Origin of the sequence: Acidovorax sp. (genome assembly GCF_046294525.1) — a bacterium.
In the GTDB taxonomy this organism is placed as follows: domain Bacteria; phylum Pseudomonadota; class Gammaproteobacteria; order Burkholderiales; family Burkholderiaceae_C; genus Acidovorax.
Window position 1 is genome coordinate 26061 of sequence record NZ_JBKBKQ010000005.1, and the last position, 17180, is coordinate 43240.

Here is a 17180-nt window from a genome sequence, read left to right on the forward strand (position 1 = left end):
CCCTGCGCCAACCCTCCGCTCCATCCCCTTCACAGCGCACCCCGAAACCTGTAGCCACGTCGCCCATGTCCCAGCCCTCAACCTCTCTGTGGAGCCCCCTGCGCCAACCCGCATTCCGCGGCCTGTGGATCTGTGGCGGAATCTTCTTTGTGGGCAGCGGCATGCAGAGCATGGCGGCGGCCTGGCTGATGGTGGAGTTGACGGGGTCGTCCTTTCTGGCGGCGCTGGTGCAGACGGCCGTCTTCATGCCCATGTTTCTGCTCGCCCTGCCTGCGGGCGTGCTGGCCGACACCACTGACCGGCGGCGGCTGATCTCTGGCGCGCTGCTGGCGCAAGTGGCGGCGTGCGCATTGCTCACCCTGCTGGTGCTGGGCGGCTGGGGCGGGCCCGGCGCCGTGCTGCTGCTGGTGTTTGTGTGCGGCTGCTGCACGGCGGTGCTGACGCCCGCGTGGAACTCCTCGGTCATCGACCCCGTGCCGCGCGACGAATGGCCCCAGGCCATCACCGCCGTGAGCATTGCCTACAACGCGGCCCGCGCCGTGGGCCCCACGCTGGCCGGCCTGGTGTTTGCGCAGCTCGGGGCGGGCTGGGTGTTTGCCATAACCGTCACCACCACGCTGGTGATGTGGGAGTCCATCCGCCGCTGGCCGCCCAAGGCGCACCCGCCTTCCAAGCTGCCCGCCGAACGCCTGTGGGGCGGCACCCTGAGCGGGCTGCGTTTTGCCTGGCACTCCCGCATGATCCTGGCGCAACTGGTGCGCGTGATGGCTTTCAGCGCGGCGGGCTCGGCCCTGTGGGCGCTGCTGCCGGTGATTGCCCAGCGCCTGGGCACGGGCGCACCGGGCTTTGGGCTGCTGATGGGCTGCCTGGGCACGGGCGCTGTGGGCGTGGGCCTGGTGCTGGGGCGGCTGCGCGCGCGTTTTGGCATGGAAGCCATCGTGGGCGTGGGCGGCGTCGTGTTTGGCATTGCCATGCTGGTGGCGGCGCTCACCCAGATCGCCTGGGTGGTCTACATCGCCATGCTGTTTGCGGGTGCGGCTTGGATGTCGGCCATGTCCACCTTCAACACGGCGACCCAGGCAAGCGCGCCGCAGTGGGTGCGCTCGCGCGCCGTGGCCATGCACATGGTGGCGGCGCTGGGAGCGTTTGCCATGGGCTCGGCGTTCTGGGGGGCAGCGTCGGACATCGTGGGCTTGGCGCCCACCCTGTGTGCCGCTGCAGCGCTGATGGTGGCCGGGCTGCTGCTGGCGCGCCCCATGCCGCTGCGCATGGGCGGCCTGCATGAGGTGACCCAGGCCACGCCGTGGGACGAGCTATTCATCGAGGCCGAGCCCTTGCCCGAGGCCGGCCCTGTTGCGGTGGAAGTGGGCTACCGCATCGCGCCCGGCACCGATGCCGCCTTCCTCGACACCATCAGCCGCATGAAGGCCCCGCGCCGGCGAGACGGAGCCACCTTCTGGCGCGTGTACAAGGACCTGGGCGACCCCTCGCACTATGTGGAGCGCTTCATCGTGGAGTCCTGGGCCGACTACCTGCACCAACGCGCCCGCGCCACCATGGCCGACCAAGCGCTGGAGACTGAAGTGCGGGCGTTTCTGGCGCCGGGGGAGGTGGTCCGCATGTCGCATTACATCGCGGAACGGTAGGAGCACTGAGCCCCGCTACCGTGGTTTCGGCTTGACGCGCGTCAAGTTCCGCCGCCGCATCGGGCACCGACAGCGGCGGTCGGCCTGCGACAATCGCACGATGACCTTCGCCCCCCTTGCCAACGACACCTTCCTGCGCGCCTGCCGCCGCCAAGCCACCGACTACACGCCCCTGTGGCTTATGCGCCAGGCGGGACGCTATCTGCCGGAATACAAGGCCACGCGCGCCCGGGCGGGCAGCTTCATGGGCCTCGCCACGAACGTGGACTTCGCCACCGAAGTGACCTTGCAGCCGCTGGAGCGTTTTCCGCTCGATGCGGCCATCCTGTTCAGCGACATCCTCACCGTGCCTGACGCCATGGGCCTGGGCCTGTCGTTCGCCGAGGGCGAGGGCCCGCGCTTTGCCAAGGTCGTGCGCGACGAAGCTGCGGTGAATGCACTGGCCGTGCCCGACATGGACAAGCTGCGCTACGTGTTTGACGCCGTCACCAGCATCCGCAAGGCGCTCAATGGGCGTGTTCCGTTGATCGGCTTCTCGGGCAGCCCCTGGACGCTGGCCTGCTACATGGTCGAGGGCAAGGGGTCGGACGACTACCGCCTGGTCAAGAGCCTGATGTACGCGCGCCCCGACCTGATGCACCGCATCCTGGCTATCAACGCCGACAGCGTGGCCGCCTACCTGAACGCCCAGATCGACGCAGGAGCCCAGGCCGTGATGGTGTTTGACAGCTGGGGCGGCGTGCTGGCCGATGGCGCCTTCCAGGAATTCAGCCTGGCGTACACCAAGCGCGTGCTGGCGCAATTGAAGCGCACTGGCGCTGACGGCACCGATGTGCCGCGCATCGTCTTCACCAAAGGCGGCGGCATCTGGCTGCCTGACATGAAGGACCTCGACTGCGAAGCGCTGGGCCTGGACTGGACGGCCAACCTGGGCAAGGCGCGCGCCATCGTCGGCGGCCAGGTCGGCGGCCCCGGCAAGGCGCTGCAGGGCAACATCGACCCCAACGTGCTGTTTGCGCCGCCCGCGCAGATCGAACAACAGGTGCGCCATGTGCTCGACAGCTTTGGCACACCCCACACCGACCGCAGCACCACCGGCCCCACGCACATCTTCAACCTGGGCCATGGCATCAGCCAGTTCACCCCGCCCGAACACGTGGCAGCGCTAGTGGAAGCGGTGCACGGGTACTCGCGCGCGCAGCGCCAGCGCTGACTGCGACCGCTGGCCAACGCTATCGGCCCGTGCTGAGCCATGACTTATGCACAAAACTGGAGCATGAAGCCGGCGCAAGGCCGTTGCTGAAGTAGTTTCTTCAAAAACTTTTCCGCAACGCTAAGTGATTGATTTTTATAAGATTTTTACCCCTGCTTTTTTGACAGGCAATCCAGCCAAAACACGGATTTTCAAGGGCTTGCGCGCCAAACACAGGGGATATCAACAAAGTTATCCACAGAAATTCTGGATTTCTGCCATTTCCCGAAGCAAATCAAGCACTTGCAGGCTACACCAGAGAAATCGCTGAACATGCAGCTTCAGGCGCTAGCACAGATTTGGGGCTCCGCACCCCCTTGACGCGCCCGCCGTGTTCGACTTATGCACACAAAACTTGATGCGGCGCAACATGAGCCGACGCTTCCGGCCTAGCACAAAAATTACAGCAAAAAATCCTCAGATCATTGATTCATAACGATTTTTGGGGTGTGCCGTTTTTGCGGGCAAAGTGTTGCAAGCCAAGGTTCATGCGGGTTCGGCGGGCATTGCGGCAGGATGTCAACAAAGTTATCCACAGAAAGCCGGGACAGCTTGGCATAGCGCTACAAATCAAGTACTTAGCACTCAAACCTCCACACCACCTTCACTGCATCGTCTAACACCGAAACAACCCACATAGTCTGTGCCTATGCCCCCTTTCATCGTCCCCGTCGCCCTGCACACGCCCTCGCACAGTGGCGTGGGCGACCTGCTGAGCTACACCAGCAACGACCCCTTGCCCCCAGGCACCCCGGTGCGTGTGCCGCTGGGCGCGCGCGAGGTGCTGGGCGTGGTGTGGGATGCGGACGAGGGCACGGGCGAGCTTCCGGAGGGGGCCAGCCTGCGGCCAATCGCCGGTGTGCTCGACGGTATCGCTCCGCTGGACCGCCCCTGGCGCCGCCTGGTAGCGTTTGCCGCGCGCTACTACCAGCGCGCGCTGGGCGAGGTGGCGCTGGCCGCCCTGCCGCCGCAGCTGCGCGACCTGCGGCCCGAACAGCTGGCCCGCCGCCTGCGCCGCCCCACCCCTGCAGCAGAGGACTGCGTTGATGCTATTCAAACAATAGCGCTCAGCGCAGAGCAGGAAAGCGCTAGAGCCCAAATTTCCTCTCAACCCGGCCCCTTCCTGCTGTTCGGCAGCACCGGCAGCGGCAAGACCGAGGTGTACCTGCGCTGCGTGCAGGAGGCGCTGGAGTCCGACCCCGCCGCCCAAGCGCTGGTGATGGTGCCCGAGATCAACCTCACCCCCCAGCTCGAAGAACGCTTCACCACCCGCTTCGCGCCGCGCTTTGGCAGCCAGGCCGTGGTCTCGCTGCACAGCGGCATGACCAATCCCCAGCGCCTCAAAAGCTGGCTGGCCGCGCACAGCGGCGCAGCCCGCATCGTGCTGGGCACCCGCATGGCGGTGTTTGCCAGCCTGCCGGGGCTCAAACTCATCGTGGTGGATGAAGAGCACGACCCCAGCTACAAGCAGCAGGAGGGTGCCCGCTATTCGGCCCGCGACCTGGCCATCTGGCGCGGGCGCGAGCAGGGGGCCAAGGTCATCCTGGGCTCGGCCACCCCATCGCTGGAAAGCTGGCATGCCAGCCGCCCGCCCACCGCCGAAGACCCCGAGGGCGGCCGCTACCTGCGCCTGCACATGCCAAGTCGCATAGGTTCAGGCATTGGCGTGGGCGCCCTGGCGCGCGTGCGCCGGGTGGACATGAACCAGCAGCCCCGCCGCACCGTGTTCAGCGCGCCACTGCTGCAGGCCATTACCGAACGCGTGGCGCGCGGCGAGCAAAGCATGGTGCTGCTCAACCGCCGCGGGTATGCGCCCGTGCTGCACTGCGTGGACTGCGGCTGGAAAAGCGACTGCCCGCACTGCAGCGCGCACCAGGTGTTCCACAAGACCGACCGCACTCTGCGCTGCCACCACTGCGGCTATACGGTGCGGGTGCCCCGCCACTGCCCCAGCTGCGGCAGCGCCGACATCCACCCCATGGGCCGGGGCACCGAGCAGCTGGAGGAGCAATTGGCCGCCCTGCTGCGCAACGTGGTCCGGCCCGACGGCCAGGCCGCCCGCGTAACCCGCATCGACGCCGACACCACCAAGGCCAAGGGCGCGCTCGAGGCGCAGCTGGCCCAGGTGCATTCGGGCGAGGTGGACGTGCTGGTGGGCACGCAGATGATCGCCAAGGGCCATGACTTCCGCCGTATCACCCTGGTGGCCGCAGTGCAGCCCGATGGCGCGCTTTTCAGCAGCGACTTCCGAGCGCCAGAGCGCCTGTTCGCCCTGCTGATGCAGGCCGCCGGCCGTGCTGGGCGCGACGCAGCCTACGTGGCGGCGCAGGGCACGCAAAGCGAGATGTGGGTGCAGACCTATCACCCCCAGCACGCCGTGTACGAAGCGCTTCGCAAACACGACTACGAAGCCTTTGCCGCCCAGCAGCTGGCCGAGCGCGCCGAGGCCACCATGCCCCCCTTTGCCTACCAGGCCCTGGTGCGGGCCGACGCGCGCACGCAAGAGGTGGCCCAGGGCTTCCTCACCGCCGCCACCGCAGCGGCGCACGCCGCCGCCCTGCCGGGGCTGGACGACGGCACCCTGATCCTCTTTCCACCCGTGCCCCTCACCATCCAGCGCGTGGCCAATGTCGAACGCGCCCAGATGCTGATGGAAAGTGGCAGCCGTGCCACCCTGCAGCGCTTTCTGGCCGCCTGGCAACCTGTGCTGCAGGCCACGCGCAGCCAGCCCGAGCACAAGGGGCTGGTGCGTTGGCTGGTGGATGTGGACCCGCTGGTGATCTGACTTTGTTCAAAATTTATTGCCGTTCACGTCGCGCGAACAAACAAACTATTTGAACAAATCTAAACGTTCAACTATTCTCAGCGTTCACCCAAAGTGAACAGGAATTGCCAAATGAACAACAACGCTACGTTGACCCAGGCGATTTCCGCGCTGAGGGCTGAAACCGGCCTGCTTGCCACGAACGTAGCGCAACGTGAGAGGGAGAGCGCACCGGGCGGCACCCCCCCAGACGCCTGGATAGATATCGCTCCCCCACAAGGCCATCCGGTGCGGTTCGCTGCAGAGATCAAGGTGATCGACAGATTTACCGCCCTGGGCGCCCTTCATGCCCGCGCACGCCACTGGGCAGAGCCGCCTTTGCTTGTGGCCCCCTTTGTCACCGCAGAGGCCGCGCGGCAGTGCCGCAGTCTGGGCCTGAACTTCATTGACGCAGCAGGCAACGCATACCTCAACGTGCCGGGGTGCTTCGTGTATGTCACCGGCCGCGCACGCACCGTTGCCGCGCGGCCCGCAGGGCGCTTCAAATCACTGACGCCAGCGGGGTTGCGCATTGTCTTCGCCCTGCTGACGCGCCCCGGCCTGGTTGCGGCGCCCTACCGGGAGATCGCAGCCGCTGCGGGCGTGGCACTGGGCAGTGTGGGCGACGTGCTCGCAGACCTGCAAGCGCGCGGCCATCTCGCACCCAGGGAGCCCCGCCGCATTCTGGCCACTGCCGCCCTGCAGGAGGAATGGGCCACCCACTTCCCGGTCACACTGCGGCCCCAGTTGCAGGCCCGGCGATTTACAGCCCCGGCCCCGAACTGGTGGAAAGGTCTAAACCTGCAGCCCCTCAACGCAGCATGGGGCGGTGAAGTAGCCGCGCACCACCTCACCGGATACCTGGAGCCGGAGCAGATCACCATCTACACTGCAGCGCCCGAGCCTCTGATCCTGAAACACAGGCTCCGCCCCGACCCCGACGGCGCTGTGAAATTGCTCGACACCTTCTGGCCCCTTGCGGAGGATGCCGCCACGGGCAGCGAGACTGTGCACCCCCTGCTTGTATACGCCGACCTGATGGCCACCACCGACCCTCGCAACATCGACACCGCACAACGCATCCGCACCCAATACCTAGACGTGGGCAACGATGCTCCAGACAGCCCCTGACCGCCCCGTCGATCCGCTGCTGCTCGCAATCCTGCAACGGGCGAGCGAGGCGGCGCACAGCCTGGGCATCGATTTCTTCGTCGGCGGCGCATTGGCGCGGGATCTGGTGCTATGGCATGTTCACGGGCAGCGCACAGGCCGTGCTACGCGCGATGTGGACTTGGGCCTGCACGTGAACAACTGGACCGCCTTCAGTGCCCTCAAGGCCCGACTCGTCGAAGAAGGCGCTTTCGAGCTTCAGCCAGGTGTCGCCCATCGCCTGCTGTACCGCCCATCGGGTACGGTGCATGGCATCCCACTGGATCTACTCCCCTTTGGCGCCGTGCAAACCCATGAAGCCACCATCACTTGGCCGCCAGAACACGCCGTGGTGATGAATGTGGCCGGCTTTGTCGAAGCGCACCACACGGCCATGTCCATTGACCTGAACCGCAGCTTGAAAGTGCGTGTGGCATCGCTGCCCTCGCTGGCAATCCTCAAGCTCATCGCATGGCGTGACCGGCACCTGGAAACATCCAAGGACGCAACCGACTTCCTGTTGATCGCCCTCCGCTACGCAGAGGCCGGAAACCTGGACCGGCTGTACGACACGGAGACCGTCCTTCTTCAAAACTGCGATTTCGACCCGGACCTGGCGGGCGCGATGTTGCTGGGCAAGGATGCAGCCGCATCGATGCAAGAACCGACCGCCCACGCGGTGGAATCCATCCTCGTCAAAACCGGCCGCTTAAGACAACGGCTTGATGACCAACTGCAAAGAGCGCTGCAGATCGGCGGTGCCTTCGATGCGCGAGGCATGAACCCTGTGCGCCTTGTGGATGCGTTTGCAGACGGACTCGCGCTATCTACCCGTCCCGGAGCCTGAACGGCCCTCAACCACCAGAACGCGGTCCGACAGCACCATCAAAAAGGGCTGCGCCTGTGCACAGCCCTCCCACCCCATAGCTCGCGCCGCTGCCGCGGCGCATGAACAGAGATGCGGAACGCAGACTACAGCGCCCCATCCCCCAGCACGATGCCTTCACGGCGCGGGTCCACGCCACCTTCCAGCTTGGTCTGGCCGTTGCGGTTGACCCGCAGGATGGTGGACACGCCGCTCGACTGCGCGCCGCTGTTCACCGTGTGGCCCTTGGCCTGCAGGCCGGCGATGAGGCCGGTGAGGTCGAGCGACGTGTTGGCGCCGTCCACGTTGGTGGTGGCGCTGTTGGTGGCGCCAAAGTTCACCAGCGAAGTGGCTTGCTGCGCATCCAGGCCCCAGTCCACGGCACCGACGACGGTCTTGAGCACGTACTGAATGATGGTGCCGCCGCCGGGCGAGCCCGTGGCCATCAGGAAGTCGCCAGGCTGCGTGCCCTTGAACACCAGCGTGGGCGCCATGGTGCTGCGGGGGCGCTTGCCGGGCGCCACGCGGTTGGCAATGGGCACGCCAGCGCTGTCGGCGGGCTGGGCCGAGAAGTCGGTGAGCTGGTTGGTCAGCAGGAAGCCGCCCACCATGTGGTACGAGCCCATGCTGGACTCCACGGTGGAGGTCATGGAGACCACATTGCCGTACGCATCGACGATGGAGAAGTGCGTGGTGCCGTATTCGATGGTCTTGTCCACGCCCAGCGGCACATCGCCCAAAGCGCCGGCCGGCGCCACGCCCATGGACCTGCCATCAGGCTGGATCAGCGCCGCGCGCTGCTTGAGGTAGGCCTTGCCCAGCATGGTGGACACGCCCTTGCCGGGCAGCGGGATGAAGTCGGTGTCGGCCACGTACTTGTCGCGGTCGGCGTAGGCCAGGCGCTCGGCTTCGGACACCAGGTGCACGCCCATCACGCTGGGCACGCCGCCTTCGTTGGCGGGGTTGGTGGGGCCATGCTTGGAGAGGTCGAAGTTCTCCAGAATGCCCAGCGACTGCGCAATGGCGATGCCGCCCGACGACGGGGGCGACATGGTGCACACGTAGTAGGCCGCGCGGTAGGTGGTGCACACGGGCTCGCGCTTCTTGGCCTGGTAGTTTTTGAGGTCGTTCACCGTCATCAGGCTGGGGGTGATGGGCGTCTTGGCCGCATCGTCGCCCACCGACTGCGCGGCCTTGGCCACGATGGCTTCGGCCAGGGGGCCGCTGTACATGGCGTCCGCGCCGCCGCTGGCCAGCGCGCGCAGGGTCTGCGCATAAGGCAGGTTGGTGGTCAGCGTGCCGGTGGCCTTGGGGGAGCCGTCGGCGTTGAAGAAGGCGGCCATGGCATTGGCGTCCAGCGCCAGGCTGGCGGCGTTGCTGCGGATGGCATCGCCCATGCGGCCCGGGATCCGGTAGCCGTTGGTGGCCAGCTGGATGCCTTCGCCAAACAGCTTGTCCCAGCCCAGCTTGCCGTGCTCCTTGTGCGCCATGTCCAGCATGCGCATGACACCCGGCACGCCGATGGAGCGCCCGCTGCGCCGCGCGTTGGGCACGGGCGCGGGGGACGACGCATCTCCCTGGTCCTGGCGCACCAGGTAGTAGCCGGTGGCGGCGGCGGGAGCGGTTTCGCGGCCGTCGTACGCGACGACCTTCTGGGTCTTGGCGTCGTAATACATCATGAAGGCGCTGCCGGCCAGCGTGCTGGACTGCGGCTCGACCAGGCCCAGCACGGCCTGCACGGCCACCGCGGCGTCCACCGCCGTGCCGCCGGCCTTGAGCACATCGCAGCCGGCCTTGGTGGCCAGGGGCGTGTTGGCCACCACCATGTACTTGCTGGACTGCTTGGCCTTGTAGCCCAGGCGGTAGCCGGAGGCGGCCTCGGGTGCGGCCGGATCGCCCGACACGCCGGAGCCCACCACTACGGGTGCCCCGGTACTGGAGACCACCGAGCAGCTCTGAGCGTTGTTGTCCACGGCAAGGTCGTTGTCCGAACCGCTGCCGCAGCCGGAAAGGGCCAGAGCGAAGGCCAGGGGCGTCAGCACCCAGAGCGGGCTTGTTGTGCGCATTCAATACTCCTGTTGTTGGTTGGTGTGTGCTGTCATGGGCAGCCCGCAGGCCGCCGCCCATCGTCGGCGCAACAAGCATGCCGTGACCAGGGGTTTGCCATGCCGTTTTCACACGGCTGTCATCACACAAAGGCAACGCTGCCCGCAGCGCCCTGCCGCAGCGGAGTTCACGCCACCGGCGGAGAATATGAACAAAATCCGCCTCTAGCGCTTTATGGGTAAGCGCTTACAGCTATCAATAAAGTAGCTGACCATCCCCTCTGCATTACGCCCTGCCCCTACACTCACGCGCTGACCGCAGGAGATGCCACATGACCCCCGAACAATTTGCCCTGGAACTGGCCCGCGAAGGCTTCGAGCCTGCCGTCACGGTGACGCGCGAAGCGGGCGGCATGCTGGGCGACCACACGCATCCGTTTGAAGCCAAGGCGCTGGTCCTCTCGGGCGACATCCGCATCGCCACGCCCACGTTAGAGCGCGTGTATGAAGTGGGCGACGTCTTTCACCTGGCAGCGGGCGAACCGCACTCGGAGTTCTATGGCCTGTTTGGCGTGCAGTACCTGGTGGGACGCAAGACGCCGACTCCCGCAGCCTGACCCAGTCCGGGTTTGCCTCTCAGGCCAGCAGCGCGACGGCGGCGGAGAAGCTGAGAAACGCGAGCGCCGTGGACACCAGGATGATGCGCGCCACGCGGCCGTTGTTGGCGCCGAATTTTTCGGCCAACAGCGAAACGTTGCTGGCGCTGGGCAGCGCCGCCAGCAGCACCAGCACCGTGAGTGCAAACGGCGACAGCGGCACTCCCAGCGCAATGGCCGCTAGGCCCACCCCCCATACCAGCAGCGGGTGCACCAGCAGCTTGGCCAGCGCCACCGGCACATAGTCGCGTGCGGGCACCTGCTCGTGCTGGTTCATCTGCGAACGTGCCAGCACCGCGCCGATGGTGAACAGCGCCACGGGCGATGCCGCATCGGCCAGCATGGCCACCGTCTTGTCCACCGGGCCGGGCAGTTGGAACTGCAGCGCCGAGGCCACGGCACCCAGTGCGATCGCCCAAGGCATGGGGTTGGTCGCCATGCCCTTGAAGGCGTTCTTAAGCGCCACGCCCACGCCGTGCGTGCCAGCTCCGTCCAGGCGCGACAGCGCAATGCACAGCGAGCTGGTGAGCACCATGTCCACCACGATGGTGACGATGGCCGGGCCCGCGCTTTGGGCGCCCAGTAGCGCCACCAGCAGCGGCACGCCCATGAAGCCGGTATTGGGGAAGGCGGCCACCAGGGCGCCAAAGGCCGCGTCGTTCCAGCCAATGCGCGCGTTGCGCGTGAACGCCACGGTGCCGCCCACCATGATGAGCGCGCACAGCCCGTACACGCCGGCCACGGCCGGGTCCAGCAGCTGGCCGATGGGCGTGCTGGCGCCAAAGCGGTACAGCATGCAAGGCAGTGCGAAATACAGCACAAAGGCGTTGAGGCCCGGGATGGCCGGCTGCGGCAGCACGCCGCGCCGTGCGGCCAGATAGCCGCAGAGCACCAGCGCAAAGAAGGGAAAGGTGATGAGGAGGACGGAAAGCACGGGGCTATTGTCTGTGCAGCACACCGCGCAACCGGCCGCGGGTGCAACCAGCGGTCAGCACAAAGTCAGGCGGGCGCCGTCGCGGACGGCGAGGCGGCAGAACGGCGGGCCGGACGCTGCGGCTACTGCTTGCGCTGGATGATGAGGTTGCGCTTGGCGTCCTCGGGGTAGGCAAAGGTGATGGCGCCGTTCTTCACTTGACCGATGACCAGCATGTTGCGCGTGATGGCGTCCTTGTCTTGCAGGCTGAACGGCTTTTCGTACGTGGAGACCACACCGTAGTAGGTCTTCATCTTGCCTTCCAACGATTCCTTGATGGCCCGGCCGTTGAGGTTACCGTCGCGGATGCCGAGGAACGAGTACATCAGCAGATAGGTCGCGTCGTACGCATTGGCCGCCGCCATGGGCACGGCCACCTTGCGCTGGTACTTGCGCGTGTAGCTGGAGAGAAAGGACGCGCGCCGCTCGTTGCTGGGCTCGGCAATGAAGGTCTGTACCATCAGCGCGCCCTCGGCCGCGTCCTTGGCGCCTTCGATGAAATTGGGGAACGACAGCGGCCAGGCGCCCACCTGGGGCACCTTCCAGCCCAGGGCCTTCTTGCCGTTGGCGATGACGGCGTTCTCAGGCCCGACGGTGTAGCTGTACACCACATTGGCGCCTGCGTTGCGGGCGGCCGTGAGCTCGGCGGTGAGGTCCTTCACGCCCAGATCAAAGCGGGCCACGTGCACGGGCTTAAGGTTCTTGGCGGCCAGCGCGGCCACCACGTCGTTGAAGCCGCCTTCGCCGTAGCCCGTGGTGTCGGCAAAGATCGCCACCTTGTCCCAGCCGCGCTTCAGGATGTCGTCCACCATGAAAGGCGCCTGCAGCGCATCGCGCGCCTGCACGCGAAAGATGAAGCTTTCTGCCGCCGGGTACTTGGACGTGACGGCCGTGCCCGACGAGCAGGGCACGATGAGTGGCGTCTTCGCGTCCTGGAACAGGTCGATGGCCTTCATCGCCACGCCGGTGTTGCAAAAGCCGATGGCCGCGACCACTTTCTCGCCCAGCAGCTCCTGGCTCACCTTGCGGCCCTCGTCGGGGTTGGCCTTGTCGTCCTTCACCACCAGCTCCAGCGGGCGGCCCAGATAGCCGCCCACGGCGTTGATTTCGTCCACCGCGAGCTGGATGCCGTTGAGCATGGGCACGCCAAAGTCGGCCGAGGGGCCGGTAAATGGCCCCACCACGCCAATGCGCACGGGCGTGGTGCTGCCCAGCTGCGCCTGCGCTGGCAGGGCGACCGCGGCAGCCCACAGCAGGGCCGCTCCGGCCATGGCCAGCGCCTTGCGGGCAGAGACCAGCGCGCGGCCGTGTAGTAGCGGGAGGTCAACGAGGGAATGCGGATGTTCCATGGGGAGGTCTCCATACATCGACCACAGGCCGGGCGGGCCCGCAGCGTGGGGTTTGTAAGCCGGTGTAACGCGAGTATTGAGGTGGGCCTGGGCGCTTCCCTAGCGGGGTTTCCCGCACCGGGCGGCGCCGGGCGCGAACCTGTCAGGGCCGTGTCAGCCCGCTGGGTGGTCAGGCCAGGCGGAGGCAGCGGGGGGGCGCGCCGGTATCATTGCGCGCTTCGGCGGCGGTCCCCCCTTCATGCACCCGCCAGCCTCCCTCCTGCGCGCTCTCCCCTCTCTCTTCCTCACTCTCTCGCTTCCATGTCTGCCGGTCTCAATCTCGCCCAGCTCCAGGCTGTTCACTACACCGATGGCGCCTGCCTGGTGCTGGCCGGCGCGGGCTCGGGCAAGACGCGGGTGATCACCATGAAGATCGCCCACATGATCGAAAAAGGCATGGACCCCAAGCGCATCGCGGCCATCACCTTCACGAACAAGGCGGCGTCTGAAATGCGCGAGCGCGCCGGGCACCTGATCGGCAAACGGGCCAAGGACGTGCTGATCTGCACCTTCCACGCACTGGGCGTTCGCATGGTGCGCGAAGACGGCCATGTGCTGGGCCTCAAGCCGCAGTTCAGCATCCTGGATGCCGACGACGTGACGGGCATCCTGAAGGAAGCCTCGGGTGGCACCACCGACATGGCCACGGCGCGCCAGTGGCAGTGGGTGATCAGCAAGTGGAAGAACATGGGTCTGACCTCCGAGCAGGCCCTGGCCCAGGCGGCGGATGACAACGAACGCATCATCGCCACGCTGATGGCCCGCTACGAAGAGCGCCTGGCGGCCTACCAGAGCGTGGACTTTGACGACCTGATCGGCATGCCGCTGCGCCTGCTGCGGGACTTCCCGGAAGTGCGCGCCAAGTGGCAGGCCGCGCTGGGCCATGTGCTGGTGGACGAGTACCAGGACACCAACGCCACGCAGTACGAGCTGCTCAAGCTGCTGGTGGGCGAGCGCGGCCACTTCACGGCCGTGGGCGACGATGACCAGTCCATCTACGGCTGGCGTGGCGCCACGCTGGACAACCTCAAGAAACTGCCGGTGGACTACCCCCACCTCAAGGTCATCAAGCTGGAGCAGAACTACCGCTCCACCAGCGCCATCCTGCGCGCGGCCAACAACGTGATCGGGCCCAACCCCAAGCTGTTCCCCAAGACGCTGTTCAGCGAACTGGGCGAGGGCGAACCCGTGCGCGTGGTCGATGCCGACAACGAAGAACACGAAGCCGAGCGTGCCGTGGCCCGCATCCAGAGCCTGCGCGCCGCCAGCAACCCGCCGCCGGACTGGAAGAGCTTTGCCATCCTGTACCGCGCCAACCACCAGGCCAAGCCGTTCGAGAAGGCGCTGCGCAAGGCCAACATTCCGTACAAGGTCTCAGGCGGCACCAGTTTTTTTGACCGGGCGGAAATCAAGGACCTGTGCGCCTGGTTCCGGCTGTGGATCAACAACGACGATGACCCGGCATTTTTGCGCGCCATCACCACGCCCAAGCGCGGCATTGGCCACACCACGCTCGCGGCGCTGGGCGCGTTTGCCACGCAGCACAAGCAGAGCATGTTCGGTGCGCTGTTCAACGGCATGCTGCCGGCCGCCGTGCCCAAGCGCGCCATGGACGGCCTGCATGAGTTTGGCCGCTACATCAATTACCTGGAGTACAGCGCCCGCCGCGTGCACGGCGCTGAGGAGGCGCGCACCTTCCTGAACGACTGGCTGAAAGAAATCGGCTACGAACAACACCTGTACGACAACGAAGACAGCGAGAAGGTGGCCGCCGCCCGCTGGAGCAACGTGATGGAGTTCTGCGACTGGATGGCCCAGCGCGCGGGCGGGCAGATTGACGACACCGCAGGCGCCGTGGTGGCCAAGGAGACCAAGAGCCTGCTGGAGGTGTCGCAGACCATTGCCCTGCTCTCCACCATCAGCGAGCGCGAACAGGAGCAGGACATGGTCGTGCTCTCCACCCTGCACGCCAGCAAGGGGCTGGAGTGGCCCCATGTGGTGCTGGTGGGCGTGACCGAAGGCATGCTGCCCTTCAAGCTCGACGACGACGAAGGCCGCCAGCAGAAGGTGACTGACGATGTGCTGCAGCGCCTGCAGGAAGAGCGCCGCCTGATGTACGTGGGCATCACCCGCGCCCAGCGCACGCTGGCCGTGAGCTGGACCAAGCGCCGCAAGAAGGGCCGTGAGATGGTGGCGGCCCAGCCCAGCCGCTTCATCGCCGAGATGGGCCTGGACAAGACCACCGCCCGCGAAGACCCGCGCGAGAAGCTCAAAGCATTGCGCGCCGAGTTCGCAGCCCGCAAGGCGCAGGCCGCCGCCAACCCCCAGCCCGCGCCATGACCATTACGATCGCGCCCCATCCCCTGCGCATCCGCAGCAACACCCCAGCGTGGGTGTCAATGTGCGCTTTTGTTTTCATAGCTGCCAGCGCTTGTCCTACAAGCGCTCAACCCCAAAAAGACCCAAAATCCACCGCCGCCTGCCCCGCGGCAGCCGAGACGGACCACCGCCATCTGCAAGGCCGCTGGCGGGCCGAACTGGCCGCTACGGGAAGTGCGCCCGCTACCACCGCGCTACTGCAATTGGGCCCCCATCCGGAGCTGGCACAGAGCGTGCGAGGCAGCGTGCAGCGGGGCGGCGCGACGGCACAGGTCAGCGGGGACGTGGATGACGGCGACCTGACCCTGGAAGAATCGAACAACGGCACCAACATCAGCGCCACCTGGATCGGCCGGGTGGTGGATGGCAGCTGCGGCAAGGAAATACGCGGAACATGGAACAACGCACACCCCACCCCCACAGCCCCCTCGGCGCCCTTTGTGCTGCGCAAGCAGGCCGGCTGGCAGTGAACACAACGGCGCCCGCCGCCCCCTCGCGTGCCCCCGCCGGCTGGGTGCTGGCAGCGGCCCTGGCGGCATCTGCCAGCGGCGCGCTGGCCCAGCCGTCCACCCCCGTGGTGCCCACGCAGGTGCCTGCGGGTACGGGCGCTACGGCGGCCTCGGCTGGCGCGGGGTCGGGTGCCGGAGCCGACAGCGCCCTGCGCCGATGCACCGCCATGACCACAGACAACCAGGCCCGCCTGGCATGTTTTGACCAGTGGGCCTCCGAACAGACGGCACGGCAGGCATGGCAGGCACCCGGCGCGTCCGCGCAATCTACCGAGGCTGCTGTACCCCCGCCCGTGGATACCACGCTGCCCGCCACCCGCGTCATCGACGTGGCCCGCGTGGACGGCTGCCGCGACACACAATACAGCGACCTCTCGCGCTTCTGGGAGCTGGAATCCGGTAGCGACTGCGGCACGTTCAGCTTCCGCGGCTACCGGCCCATTACGGTGTCGGTGGTGGGCGCGAGCAACGTCAACCGCCAGCCGACGTCGGACGCTGAAGGCAATTCGGCTACGGAATCCACGCCCTACCGCCGCGCTGAAAACCGCATCCAGCTGTCCGTGCGCACCAAGGTGGCTCAGGGCCTGCTGACGCAGGGCCACCCCACGCTCAAGGATTCGGTGTGGTTTGGCTACACACAGCAGTCGTACTGGCAGCTGTTCACGCCCGAGATTTCGCGCCCCTTCCGTGCCACCGACCACGAGCCTGAGGTGATGTACGTCTACCCGACCACGGCCGAGCTGCCGTTTGGCTGGAAGTGGCGCTACAGCGGCGTGGGCTTGGTGCACCAGTCCAACGGCCAGAGCAAACCCCTGTCGCGCAGCTGGAACCGCGTGTACCTGATGACGGGCATGGAACTGGGCAACCGCTTCAGCGTGAACGCGCGCATCTGGAAGCGCATCCCCGAAAGCTCGGGCAGCGACGACAACCCGGGCATCAGCGACTACATCGGCCGCGGCGAGCTGTCCGCCTTCTGGAACTACGACCAGAACAACACGCTGGGCGCCACACTGCGCCATTCGCTGGCCCGCAGCGACCGCGGCTCGGTGCGTGTGGAATGGCTTCAGAGCCTGGGCACGGGCATCTTTGGCGGCAAGAGCAATCTGCGCCTGCACACCGCGCTGTTCAGCGGCTATGGCGACAGCATGATCGACTACAACCGCAAGCGCACGGTGTTCAGCGTGGGGCTCAGCCTGGTGGATTTCTAGAGAAGATAAAGAACACCCCCCTGAGGCCCTGCGGGCCTTCCCCCCGCACTCACATCGCTGTGCGATGTGGGCAGGGGGACGCAGCCCTCGCTGCGGGGCGGCCCTTGCTGAGCTGCCCTGGCCTTGGCCGCGTCAGTTTCCAAGAGCGCGAGCGAAGCGTGAGCCTGGTGGAGGCCCTGCGGGCCGCGGTGCTTGCCTCCAGAGGCGGCAGCTCTTCGGGCCGTCCAAGCCTGCGCCGGCGGGCTCGGAGCCGCGGCCCTCAGCCCCCGCATTCACATCGCTGTGCGATGTGAATGCGGGGGGACGC

General features: G+C 66.6%; 12 protein-coding genes. 9 read left to right on the forward strand and 3 right to left on the reverse strand.

Going from position 1 to position 17180, the window contains the following annotated elements:
- The first annotated feature begins 65 nt into the window (after positions 1-65).
- From ACK4HJ_RS07275 to ACK4HJ_RS07295, 5 genes are all read left to right on the forward strand, one after another.
- Positions 66-1646, forward strand: coding sequence for an MFS transporter (locus ACK4HJ_RS07275; protein ID WP_409829328.1), 1581 nt, complete (start codon positions 66-68; stop codon positions 1644-1646).
- 100 nt (positions 1647-1746) lie between these two features.
- Complete coding sequence (gene hemE, locus ACK4HJ_RS07280) at positions 1747-2859, forward strand: uroporphyrinogen decarboxylase (RefSeq protein WP_409829331.1); 1113 nt, start codon at positions 1747-1749, stop codon at positions 2857-2859.
- 688 nt (positions 2860-3547) lie between these two features.
- Positions 3548-5683, forward strand: coding sequence for a primosomal protein N' (priA, locus tag ACK4HJ_RS07285; RefSeq protein ID WP_409829714.1), 2136 nt, complete (start codon positions 3548-3550; stop codon positions 5681-5683).
- Positions 5684-5794: 111 nt separating this feature from the next.
- The gene (locus tag ACK4HJ_RS07290) at positions 5795-6832 is read left to right on the forward strand and encodes a type IV toxin-antitoxin system AbiEi family antitoxin (RefSeq protein WP_409829332.1); all 1038 of its coding nucleotides are present in this window, start codon (positions 5795-5797) and stop codon (positions 6830-6832) included.
- Positions 6813-7697: a nucleotidyl transferase AbiEii/AbiGii toxin family protein gene (locus ACK4HJ_RS07295; RefSeq protein WP_409829335.1), complete on the forward strand. Its 885-nt coding sequence runs from the start codon at positions 6813-6815 to the stop codon at positions 7695-7697. The genes ACK4HJ_RS07290 and ACK4HJ_RS07295 overlap by 20 nt, the downstream gene beginning before the upstream one ends.
- A gap of 125 nt (positions 7698-7822) precedes the next feature.
- Here ACK4HJ_RS07295 and ACK4HJ_RS07300 read toward each other — a convergent pair whose 3' ends face one another.
- Positions 7823-9781, reverse strand: coding sequence for a gamma-glutamyltransferase family protein (locus ACK4HJ_RS07300; protein WP_409829337.1), 1959 nt, complete (start codon positions 9779-9781; stop codon positions 7823-7825).
- 311 nt (positions 9782-10092) lie between these two features.
- On the opposite strand from ACK4HJ_RS07300, the gene ACK4HJ_RS07305 reads away from it, so the two are divergent.
- On the forward strand, positions 10093-10377 hold the full coding sequence (locus tag ACK4HJ_RS07305; RefSeq protein WP_409829340.1) for a cupin domain-containing protein: 285 nt from the start codon (positions 10093-10095) through the stop codon (positions 10375-10377).
- 19 nt (positions 10378-10396) lie between these two features.
- On the opposite strand, the gene ACK4HJ_RS07310 is transcribed toward ACK4HJ_RS07305, so the two are convergent.
- The gene (locus ACK4HJ_RS07310; protein WP_409829342.1) at positions 10397-11350 is read right to left on the reverse strand and encodes an AEC family transporter; all 954 of its coding nucleotides are present in this window, start codon (positions 11348-11350) and stop codon (positions 10397-10399) included.
- A 122-nt stretch (positions 11351-11472) separates the two neighbouring features.
- Complete coding sequence (locus ACK4HJ_RS07315) at positions 11473-12660, reverse strand: ABC transporter substrate-binding protein (RefSeq protein ID WP_409829717.1); 1188 nt, start codon at positions 12658-12660, stop codon at positions 11473-11475.
- 378 nt (positions 12661-13038) lie between these two features.
- Here ACK4HJ_RS07315 and ACK4HJ_RS07320 point away from each other — a divergent pair, with 378 nt between their 5' ends.
- From ACK4HJ_RS07320 to ACK4HJ_RS07330, 3 genes are read left to right on the forward strand one after another with little or no spacing between them, the layout of a single operon-like run.
- On the forward strand, positions 13039-15117 hold the full coding sequence (locus ACK4HJ_RS07320; RefSeq protein WP_409829345.1) for an ATP-dependent helicase: 2079 nt from the start codon (positions 13039-13041) through the stop codon (positions 15115-15117).
- Positions 15114-15626, forward strand: coding sequence for a hypothetical protein (locus tag ACK4HJ_RS07325; protein WP_409829347.1), 513 nt, complete (start codon positions 15114-15116; stop codon positions 15624-15626). Before ACK4HJ_RS07320 ends, ACK4HJ_RS07325 begins: the two co-directional genes overlap by 4 nt.
- On the forward strand, positions 15617-16873 hold the full coding sequence (locus ACK4HJ_RS07330; RefSeq protein ID WP_409829720.1) for a phospholipase A: 1257 nt from the start codon (positions 15617-15619) through the stop codon (positions 16871-16873). Before ACK4HJ_RS07325 ends, ACK4HJ_RS07330 begins: the two co-directional genes overlap by 10 nt.
- Positions 16874-17180 lie beyond the last annotated feature (307 nt).

Bases quoted from the DNA above. Each gene is read 5' to 3' on its own strand.
- hemE (WP_409829331.1), top strand. From the start codon at position 1,747: ATGACCTTCGCCCCCCTTGCCAACGACACCTTCCTGCGCGCCTGCCGC.
- ACK4HJ_RS07315 (WP_409829717.1), bottom strand. From the start codon at position 12,660: ATGGCCGGAGCGGCCCTGCTGTGGGCTGCCGCGGTCGCCCTGCCAGCG.
- priA (WP_409829714.1), top strand. From the start codon at position 3,548: ATGCCCCCTTTCATCGTCCCCGTCGCCCTGCACACGCCCTCGCACAGT.
- ACK4HJ_RS07275 (WP_409829328.1), top strand. From the start codon at position 66: ATGTCCCAGCCCTCAACCTCTCTGTGGAGCCCCCTGCGCCAACCCGCA.
- ACK4HJ_RS07300 (WP_409829337.1), bottom strand. From the start codon at position 9,781: ATGCGCACAACAAGCCCGCTCTGGGTGCTGACGCCCCTGGCCTTCGCT.
- ACK4HJ_RS07320 (WP_409829345.1), top strand. From the start codon at position 13,039: ATGTCTGCCGGTCTCAATCTCGCCCAGCTCCAGGCTGTTCACTACACC.
- ACK4HJ_RS07325 (WP_409829347.1), top strand. From the start codon at position 15,114: ATGACCATTACGATCGCGCCCCATCCCCTGCGCATCCGCAGCAACACC.
- ACK4HJ_RS07290 (WP_409829332.1), top strand. From the start codon at position 5,795: ATGAACAACAACGCTACGTTGACCCAGGCGATTTCCGCGCTGAGGGCT.
- ACK4HJ_RS07295 (WP_409829335.1), top strand. From the start codon at position 6,813: ATGCTCCAGACAGCCCCTGACCGCCCCGTCGATCCGCTGCTGCTCGCA.
- ACK4HJ_RS07305 (WP_409829340.1), top strand. From the start codon at position 10,093: ATGACCCCCGAACAATTTGCCCTGGAACTGGCCCGCGAAGGCTTCGAG.